This is a genomic window from Halorhabdus amylolytica (assembly GCF_004944975.1).
In the GTDB taxonomy this organism is placed as follows: domain Archaea; phylum Halobacteriota; class Halobacteria; order Halobacteriales; family Haloarculaceae; genus Halorhabdus; species Halorhabdus amylolytica.
This window is the reverse complement of record NZ_SPQG01000006.1, coordinates 80,631-86,849: the sequence shown is the minus strand read 5'-3', so window position 1 is coordinate 86,849 and position 6,219 is coordinate 80,631. Positions and strand designations below refer to the sequence as shown.

7 protein-coding genes are annotated in these 6,219 nt (G+C 64.2%); all 7 read left to right on the top strand.

Features of this window, described 5'->3' with window-relative positions:
- Positions 1-165: 165 nt before the first annotated feature.
- The 7 genes from fer (at position 166) to E3374_RS09620 (ending at position 6,163) form a co-directional block, all read left to right on the top strand.
- Positions 166-555, top strand: a complete 390-nt coding sequence (gene fer, locus E3374_RS09650; protein ID WP_136688876.1) for a ferredoxin Fer — start codon at positions 166-168, stop codon at positions 553-555.
- A 120-nt stretch (positions 556-675) separates the two neighbouring features.
- Positions 676-1,665 carry an A24 family peptidase gene (locus E3374_RS09645; RefSeq protein ID WP_136688875.1) on the top strand — a complete coding sequence of 330 codons (990 nt, stop codon included), beginning with the start codon at positions 676-678 and terminating at the stop codon, positions 1,663-1,665.
- Positions 1,666-1,741: 76 nt separating this feature from the next.
- Positions 1,742-2,110 carry a phosphoribosyl-AMP cyclohydrolase gene (gene hisI / locus E3374_RS09640; protein WP_136688874.1) on the top strand — a complete coding sequence of 123 codons (369 nt, stop codon included), beginning with the start codon at positions 1,742-1,744 and terminating at the stop codon, positions 2,108-2,110.
- Positions 2,107-3,255, top strand: coding sequence for a DUF7118 family protein (locus E3374_RS09635; RefSeq protein WP_136688873.1), 1,149 nt, complete (start codon positions 2,107-2,109; stop codon positions 3,253-3,255). Before hisI ends, E3374_RS09635 begins: the two co-directional genes overlap by 4 nt.
- A 52-nt stretch (positions 3,256-3,307) precedes the next feature.
- The gene (gene pyrE / locus E3374_RS09630) at positions 3,308-3,832 is read left to right on the top strand and encodes an orotate phosphoribosyltransferase (protein ID WP_136688872.1); all 525 of its coding nucleotides are present in this window, start codon (positions 3,308-3,310) and stop codon (positions 3,830-3,832) included.
- 85 nt (positions 3,833-3,917) lie between these two features.
- A complete protein-coding gene (locus E3374_RS09625) occupies positions 3,918-4,634 on the top strand; it encodes a phosphoribosyltransferase family protein (RefSeq protein WP_136688871.1) in 717 nt (238 codons plus the stop codon).
- Positions 4,635-4,717: 83 nt separating this feature from the next.
- On the top strand, positions 4,718-6,163 hold the full coding sequence (locus E3374_RS09620) for an NCS2 family permease (RefSeq protein WP_136688870.1): 1,446 nt from the start codon (positions 4,718-4,720) through the stop codon (positions 6,161-6,163).
- The last annotated feature ends 56 nt before the right edge of the window (positions 6,164-6,219 follow it).

The window sequence follows — 6,219 nt, the reverse complement described above, 5'->3', positions numbered from 1 at the left end:
GGTCGCCGAACTCTCGAACGGGGAGCGTAGCGACCCGTGAGAGGCGCGAGCAACACGCGAGCGGCAAATACGAAATAGAGACAGGAACACTGAACCGGCAATCATCTCTGATAGATCCGTTTCGAACAGCAAAGTTAACAGTCAGGGGTGTGTACCCTGGTCCTGATGCCCACTGTAGAATACCTCAACTACGAAGTGCTGGACGATCACGGCTGGGACATGGACGACGACGACCTCTTCGAGAAGGCCGGCGAGGCCGGCCTGGACGAGGAGGATCACGGCACCATCGACGTCGCCGAGGGCGAGTACATCCTCGAAGCCGCCGAGGCCCAGGGCTACGACTGGCCGTTCTCGTGTCGTGCCGGCGCCTGTGCCAACTGCGCCTCGATCGTCAAGGAAGGCGACATCGACATGGACATGCAGCAGATCCTCTCGGACGAGGAAGTCGAGGACAAGGGTGTCCGGTTGACCTGCGTCGGCACCCCCTCCGCCGACGACGTCAAGATCGTCTACAACGCCAAGCACCTCGATTACCTGCAGAACCGCGTCATCTGATCGGGTTCACCCACGTCGTTCGGTAACCCGTCTTCGAACCCTGGTCGATAGTTACTCGTTTGGAACACCGGTGCGCGTCCGTTCCACAAACGCTAACTCGCCGCCCCGAGAGTGGCGAGTGTGAACGCGACGCTCCCCGATCTCTTGCGACTGCTGGTAGTCCCTGTGCTGGGATGGGCTGCCTGGCGGGACATCCGCACGCGCCGGGTGCCCAACCGCACCTGGCTCCCGCTTATCGCACTCGGCGTCGTATTGCTCGTCTGGGACGCGTGGCTAGTCTGGACCGACAGCGGGCTGTTCGTTTCTGATCCGGGACTGTTCGCGATCCGGGTCGCGTTTAGCATCGGCCTGCTGGTCCCGTTCGCCTACGGGTTCTGGTGGTTCGGTGGCTTCGGCGGCGCCGACGCGAAGGCGCTGATCGTCCTCGCAGTACTGTTCCCGACGTACCCGACGTACCTCTTCGATGGGTTCGTTCTGCCGGCGATCCAACCCACCCTCGGCGTCTTCTCGCTGACGATCCTCTCGAACGCCGTCCTCGTCGGACTTGCGTATCCACTGGTACTGGCTGGGCGGAACGCCCTCGGGGGCCACGTCGCGAAGGCGATGGTCATCGGCCGTCCCATTCGCGCCGAGCGGGCTGTCGATGAGTACGGCCGGCTGCTGGAGACGCCGGAGGGGTTCACCAGACGGGGGCTCGACCTGGACGCGCTCCGGATGTACCTCCAGTGGCGCGACCTGTCGCTGTCGTCCCTGCGGGAGAACCCCGGAGAATACCGGGATCCCGCGTCACTGCCGGCAACGCAGAATCCCGGCGACGGGTCGATACCACGGGCCGACAACGGGACCGTCACGCCGGTACTGACAGACGGGGGTGAGTACGACGATCCCTGGGGTGCAGCAGCGTTCCTCGACGACCTCGATCACGGTGCCTACGGGACGACTGCCCCGGACTTGCGCGAGGGACTCGACGTCCTCAGCGAGAACGAAACGGTCTGGATCACGCCAGGGATCCCGTTTCTCGTCCCGATGTTCGGCGGCCTGCTGGTGAGTCTGGTTGCCGGGGACGTGCTGGTGTGGCTGCTTGCGGTTGTGGGAATCGGAACGGTGTGATCGGGGCGGAGGCGCGCCTGGCGTGGGCGGGTGCCGGACAAAAAGCCTATGCGACGAGACCACCGACTGGGGAGACATGACTGCCGACGTCGACGTGGCGTTCGACGAGAACGAGTATCTCCCGGCCATTGCCCAGGACGCCGAGGGTGGGGACGTGCTCATGCTGGCGTACGTGACCCGGCAAGCCCTCGAACGGACCCGGGAGACCGGGCTGGCCCACTACTACTCCCGGAGTCGCGACGAGCTCTGGCAGAAGGGCGAGACGAGCGGGAACGTCCAACATGTCGAGGAGATCCGGGTGGACTGTGACGGCGACGCGTTGCTGTACCTGATCGACCAGGAAGGCGGGGCCTGTCATACGGGGTATCGCTCGTGTTTCCACCGGACGATCGACGGCGCTGTCGTCGGAGAACGGGTCTTCGATCCCGACGACGTTTACGAATGAGTGAGAGTCCCCCCACGACTGACGGTGAGAGCGCACGGGCACGCGTCCAGACTCTCAAACGGGCTGCGACTGCCCACGAAGAGGCACAGAAACGTGTCGAAGAAACCGGCGAGGAACGCCTCGAAGAGCTACAGGAATATCACGACGAGTTGCTGGCGCTGTTCGACCGCTACGAGGAGCGGGCGACCGGCGACGGCGACTTCGAGGCCTTCATCGAGTTCCAGGAGAAGATCGCGAACTTTGTCGAACGGCTGCCCGAGGACCTGAATCATCGGGATCGCTTCGAGGAGGTCGACGAGATCCTCCATCAGCGTCGGCTGACCGAGTCGGACTTCGAGTCGGCACGGAGCGCACTCACGCCTGTCTCGGACCTTGTCGAGCGCCTCGAAGAACGAACACGCACCCTCGAACAGTACCGCAAAGCCCGCCATGAGGTTGCGGTTCGCAAACGGGAACTCGAAGCGGAGATCGACGAACTCGAAGACCTTCAGGCGCTCGGCGAGGCGGATCTGGAAGCACCGGTCGAACGTCTCCGGGAGCCGATCGAGCGCTACAATGAGGCAGTCGAGGCGGTGTTTCGTGAATTCAAACGCAACGCATCGGCCGAGGAAGTACTCGAGTTCGTCGAGACGACCGAGGTGTATCCGCTCGTCGGGTATCGACAGCCACCCGAGGATCTGACCGCGTACGTCGAGGGGAGCGAGGCGGGCGAAGAACCGATCCCGACGTTGCTCGAGTACGCCGAATATTCCGTCTCGAAGCTCGAGCACTACGTTCCCGAAGCCCGAGAGCTGAAGCGCAACGTCGCCACGCATCAGACGTATCTCCGGCGGCTGGACGCCGATCCGCTGACCGTCGGCTGGCCGCCGCCCGAGGCGGCGACGCTCCGGTGGCGGTGTCGGGAACTGATCGCCGTCGTGGGGCGACTCGCCGACGAGCAGACGATCGTGAAGCTCCGGCAGGTGCGGGAACTGCCCCCCAACAGTGAGTACGAACGCCTTCGAGAGAGCGCCCGTGCACGCGACCAGCTGGATGAGGACGAACGCGAGCGGCTGGCCAGCGGTGCCGTCGAGGAGGAACTGGCGACCCTGCAGGACCGCCGGGAAACCCTCACCGCGGCACTCGCGGAGTACCCCGAACGGTAGCACGCGAGCCGAGACCGACGGGTATTAGCGCTGTCGCTGTCCAAGCGCCGGTATGGCCAACCAGACGCTCATCGACGCGCTCACCGACGCCGAAGCGGTCCGTTTCGGCGAATTCGAACTCTCCCACGGCGGGACCAGCGAGTACTACGTCGACAAGTACGTTTTCGAGACCGACCCGACCTGTCTCCGGTTGATCGCCGAGGCCTTCGCCGACCGTCTCGACGGGACGAAACTCGCCGGTGTCGCGCTCGGCGCTGTCCCCCTCGTCGCGGCGACCAGCGTCGAGACAGCGACGCCCTACGTGATCGTCCGCAAGCAACGCAAAGACTACGGGACGGGGAACCTGATCGAGGGCGAACTCGCCGAGGGCGAGAAGGTCGTCGTCATCGAGGATATCGCTACCACGGGACAGAGCGCGATCGACGCCGCCGAGGCGCTCCGGGATGCGGGCGCGACCGTCGAGCGCGTGCTGGTCGTCGTCGACCGACAGGAGGGTGCCAGGAAGAACCTCGCACAAGCGGATCTCGAACTCGAGGCGCTGGTGACCGCCGAGGACCTGCTCGCTGGCAGGGACTGAAGCCGACCCGTCTTCCACAGAAGTGTATATCTAGGCTGTTTCCGTCTCCGAAATGTTCACGTTCGTGCCGATCTAGTGGTGAGGCATGCGCCGCGCCCAGAAAGTCACCCTCCAGTTACAGGCCGTCTCGATCCTCCGGCGATTGAAAGCGACCCGGACGTACGACGAACTCGCCGAGCTCACCGGACTCTCGGCGGGGGACCTGAACCGATACGTCAACGGACACGTGCTGCCCGGTGTCGATCGGGCCAGGTACGTCGTCGAGGAGTGTGGACCCGACACCCTCGCGGCCGAGATCGAGTCCCGCATCACGCGCGACGAAGAGGGGTACGTCGACAACACGGAGGTTGTCTACGACCAGTCGTTGCTCGACCTCGTGGCTGCTGTCGCCGCCGAAGTCAACGACTTCGGAACGCCCGACGCCGTCCTGACTGCGGCCACCGACGGGATTACCCTGGCGAGTGCCATGGCTCGCCACTACGACGTGCCCGCCGTCTATGCGAAGAAGTCACGCGAGACGGCCGTCTCCGAGTTCTTCGAGGCGCGCCAGCGACTTACACCCGGCATCGAGATTACGTATTCGCTCCCCGAAAGCGCGCTCGACCCTGGCGAGGATGTACTGGTCGTCGACGACTTCGTCAGGTCCGGCGAGACCCAGCGCCTCCTGCTCGAACTCGCCGAGCGAGCCGGGCTAACCGTCACTGGCGTCTTCACGCTGATCGCCGTCGGCCGTGGGGGGATCGACAGGGTCCGCGACGCCGTCGACGGCCCCGTTGTCTCGTTTACGTCACTCTCCGAGTGATATACACGTTCTTGGATATTAGTTGGCCAAACAAATAAAGGATTAAGTCGATACTGTGCAAGTTAGTCGATCGTGATAGCCATATGGCGATAACCGATACGCTCGCTGAGTACTTCGGCTTCGAGGAGCACGGCACAGACCTCCGGACAGAGGTCGTGGCCGGGATCACGACCTTCCTGGCGATGAGCTACATCGTTGTCGTCAACCCGTCGATAATGACGGATCAGCCGGGTGACGGTGGGTTCACGGACGGCATCGCGCTGGAGGGATACACACCTGGGGAAGTAGAGCAGATGCTCGCGGTGGTGACCATCCTGGCGGCTGCGGTCGCTATCTTCGTGATGGCGTTTTACGCCAACAGACCCTTCGCCCAGGCGCCGGGACTGGGACTGAACGCCTTCTTCGCGTTCACGGTCGTGGGTGCGCTTGGCGTCCCGTGGGAGACGGCGCTGGCCGCCGTCGTCGTCGAGGGACTGATCTTCATCGTCCTGACGGCGATCGGCGCCCGGGAGTACATCATCCGGCTGTTTCCCCAGCCCGTGAAGTACGCCGTCGGGACCGGTATCGGGCTGTTCCTGGGGATCATCGGTCTCCAGGCGATGGGGGTCGTCGTGAACGACAGCGCGACGCTGGTGACGCTGGGGAACATCGCGTCGAGTCCGATGGCGATCCTCTCGGTGGCCGGGTTGTTCCTGACGCTGATACTGTACGTACGTGGGATGCCGGGTTCGATCATCATCGGCATCCTGACGACGACCGTGGCGGGGATCGTCGCGACGTTGGCCGGCGTCGTCGATCCGGGTGTCGTCGCCGGCGCGTTCGTCCGCAACGGCGGGTTCGACTTCTCGAAGATGGCGAGCGCCCAGTACGACATCACGCCGCTTGCCGGTGCGTTCATCGAAGGACTGCAAAACGTCGAGGCGCTCTCCTTTGCGCTGATCGTCTTCACGTTCTTCTTCGTGGACTTCTTCGATACCGCCGGCACGCTGGTCGGCGTCGGCCAGGCCGGCGGGTTCCTCGACGAGGACGGCAACTTCCCGGACATCGACAAGCCGCTGATGGCCGACGCGATCGGCACGACCGTCGGCGGCATGCTCGGCACCTCGACGGTGACGACCTACATCGAGTCGGCGACCGGCGTCGAGGAGGGGGGTCGGACCGGCATGACCGCGCTGGTCGTCGGCGTCCTGTTCCTGCTAGCGTTGATCGTCGTCCCGCTGGCGACGGTCGTCCCGCAATACGCCTCACACATCGCCTTGGTCGTCGTTGCACTGCTCATGTTGCGTAACGTGGTCGACATCCAGTGGGACAGCATGACCCACGCGGTGCCGGCCGGCCTGACCATCATCATCATGCCACTGACCTACTCCATCGCCTACGGCATTGCCGCGGGGATCGTCAGTTACCCCGTGTTGAAGGCCGCCAAGGGAGAGTACCGCGACGTCGACATCGGTCAGTGGATCCTCGCGGCCGCGTTCGTCGTCTACTTTGTCGTCCGGACCGGGGGCGTCCTCGAGACGGTGGCCTGACGGCAAGCGGACACACCACCGCCGGACTCTTTTGAGTGGCCCACTTACGGGGCGGT